Below are 2790 nucleotides of genomic sequence, written 5' to 3' on the forward strand. Positions count from 1 at the left end.
CGATCTTGGACGGGAGCCGCGTTGGGCATCGTGGCCGTCGGAGGGGGCGCGGAGAACGTCCGCGCGCCACGGCTGCCGAAGCTCGAGCTGCGGCCGGCCCGCGCGTCTGCGTCGACCGGCACGAACGAGACGCCGACGATGAGGCTTGCGAAAGCGATGGCGGCGAGGCGGCGAGGCATGCGAGCGGTCATATTCCTATCTGTCCCCAGGGCGAGATGCCCCTGCTTCGTTTGACATGGGGATGCGCGCTTGGAATTTCACCTCTTCGGGAGCCCGCCCGAAGAACGCCCCGGTCGCGCCCCAGTGCGGCCCAAATGCAACGGGTGCGACGAACCGCCTCGGTCGGACATTTGGCGCTCGGCTGAGCGGCGGGGATGACCTATCCCTTGGGCATGAGCATGGCTCGGCGGATTCGCCGTTCCCGATGGATTCTGACCTGCGGCGCCGTGGCGGGCTTCGTCACGACCGTAAGCGCGGAACCAGCGCCGACGCCGTTTCCGGCCATGCCGGCGGCGCCCGTCGCGCTCGCCGGGGATTTCAGCGCAGGCTTCCTGACGATCGCCGTCTCCCGGGAAACGCCCGCTTTCGCGACGCCCTCCTCCGGCTCCGGTCTTGACGCCGACGTCGTGGCGGCGGCCGTCCGGGCCGACAAGGAGCGGCTGTCCAGGCCGCAGACCGAGACCCTGACGTCGATCGCCGGCGGGCCGGTGGACCGCCGGGTCCAGGTCGCCTTCGCGGGTTTCGGCGCGGCTGACGCCAACGCGCTCGCTTACGGGGCGAACGACTTCGTCACCGCCTCGATGCGCACCGCCGTCGTGCCGACCGCCGGCGGAAGCGGGCCGACCATATTCCCGACGCGCCTCGCCTCCGTGACCTCAGGCTTCTGAGCCGGGCGCCAAGCGCATTATCCACAGCAGCAGATCTGACGCCGCCGCGGCCGCGCGCCCGGCGCTTGCGCGCGCTCATCTTCGGTGGCCGCCACACATAAAGACTTCTTTATGTCTTTATTGAACGCCGTCGGACGACGTGCTACGGACGTCCGGAACGGATCTCGGCGCGCCCGCGGGACGCGCCCGTCAACGCAAGGACCTCCCAATGAGCCAGCCCGACTACGTCGTGAAAGACATCTCCCTCGCCGATTGGGGCCGCAAGGAGCTCGCGATCGCCGAGACCGAGATGCCCGGCCTGATGTCGGTGCGTGAGGAATTCGGTCCGTCGCAGCCGCTCAAGGGCGCGCGCATCGCCGGCTCGCTGCACATGACGATCCAGACCGCGATGCTGATCGAGACGCTCAAGGCTCTCGGCGCCGACGTCCGCTGGGCCTCGTGCAACATCTATTCGACGCAGGACCACGCGGCCGCCGCGATCGCGGCCTCCGGCACCCCCGTCTTCGCCGTCAAGGGCGAGACGCTCGAGGAGTACTGGGAATACACCCACCGCATCTTCGAGTGGGCCGACGGCGGCACGCCGAACATGATCCTCGACGACGGCGGCGACGCGACCCTGCTGCTCCACCTCGGCAAGCGGGCCGAAGAGGGCGACACCAAGTTCCTCGAGGGCGCGACCAATGAGGAGGAGGAGATCCTCTTCGCGGCGATCAAGAAGCGCCTCAAGAGCCATCCGGGCTGGTACACGCGGAACGCCCTGGCGATCCGCGGCGTGACCGAAGAGACCACGACGGGCGTCCACCGCCTGTACGACCTCGCGCGCAAGGGCGAGCTGCTGTTCCCGGCGATCAACGTCAACGACAGCGTCACCAAGTCGAAGTTCGACAACCTCTACGGCTGCCGTGAGTCGCTCGTGGACGCGATCCGCCGCGGCACCGACGTCATGATGGCCGGCAAGGTCGCCATGGTCGCGGGCTTCGGCGACGTGGGCAAGGGCTCGGCCGCTTCGCTGCGCAACGCCGGCTGCCGCGTGATGGTCTCGGAAGCCGATCCGATCTGCGCGCTTCAGGCCGCGATGGAAGGCTACGAGGTCACGACCATGGAGGACGCGGTGACCCGCGCCGACATCTTCGTGACCGCGACCGGCAATGTCGACGTCATCACCGTCGACCACATGCGCGCCATGAAGGACCGGGCGATCGTCTGCAACATCGGCCACTTCGACAGCGAGATTCAGATCGGCGCGCTGAAGAACTTCAAGTGGGACAACATCAAGCCGCAGGTCGACGAGGTCGAGTTCCCCGACGGCAAGCGGATCATCGTGCTGTCCGAAGGCCGCCTGGTGAACCTCGGCAACGCCACCGGCCACCCGTCCTTCGTGATGTCGGCGTCGTTCACCAACCAGACGCTGGCGCAGATCGAGCTCTACGCCAACAACACGAACGGCCGCTACGCCAAGCAGGTCTACACCCTGCCCAAGACGCTCGACGAGAAGGTCGCCGCGCTTCACCTCGGCAAGATCGGCGTCAAGCTGACCAAGCTGTCCGAGAAGCAGGCGCATTACATCGGCGTTCCGAGCGAAGGGCCGTTCAAGCCCGAGCACTACCGGTACTGAGGCGCCACGGGCGGCGATTTTCGCCGCCCGTTCCCGTTCCGGACTCTTGGGGCGGGGCCTCGGCCTCGGCTAACTTCAAGGTGATTCGGGACGGGCGCCCTCGGGGGCGAGGCGCCTGAAGGCGGGAGCGGCGACGCTCTTCCGTCGTCGTCGGGGGCTTCGCCACATGTCCGAACGGTCGCGGCCACGCGCCGCTCTTCCGACGGCCGCAGCAGCAGCCGTCGGCGTTTTGATTCCGGGGCACGCGCAGGCCGCGGCGCTGGGCGCGCCCGAAACCGCCGCGCTCGC

At 68.3% G+C, this 2790-nt stretch carries 2 protein-coding genes and 1 pseudogene; 2 read left to right on the forward strand and 1 reads right to left on the reverse strand.

Going from position 1 to position 2790, the window contains the following annotated elements; all coding sequences use genetic code 11:
- A pseudogene (locus ACIKT0_RS16480) lies at positions 1-191 on the reverse strand (hypothetical protein); the annotation flags it as partial.
- Between the two features lie 312 nt (positions 192-503).
- On the opposite strand from ACIKT0_RS16480, the gene ACIKT0_RS16485 reads away from it, so the two are divergent.
- Both ACIKT0_RS16485 and ahcY read left to right on the forward strand, forming a co-directional pair.
- Complete coding sequence (locus ACIKT0_RS16485) at positions 504-887, forward strand: hypothetical protein (protein ID WP_407106467.1); 384 nt, start codon at positions 504-506, stop codon at positions 885-887.
- A gap of 208 nt (positions 888-1095) precedes the next feature.
- On the forward strand, positions 1096-2502 hold the full coding sequence (ahcY, locus tag ACIKT0_RS16490; protein ID WP_407106468.1) for an adenosylhomocysteinase: 1407 nt from the start codon (positions 1096-1098) through the stop codon (positions 2500-2502).
- Positions 2503-2790 lie beyond the last annotated feature (288 nt).

It is taken from the genome of Hansschlegelia beijingensis (assembly GCF_045505405.1).
GTDB lineage: Bacteria > Pseudomonadota > Alphaproteobacteria > Rhizobiales > Methylopilaceae > Methylopila > Methylopila beijingensis_A.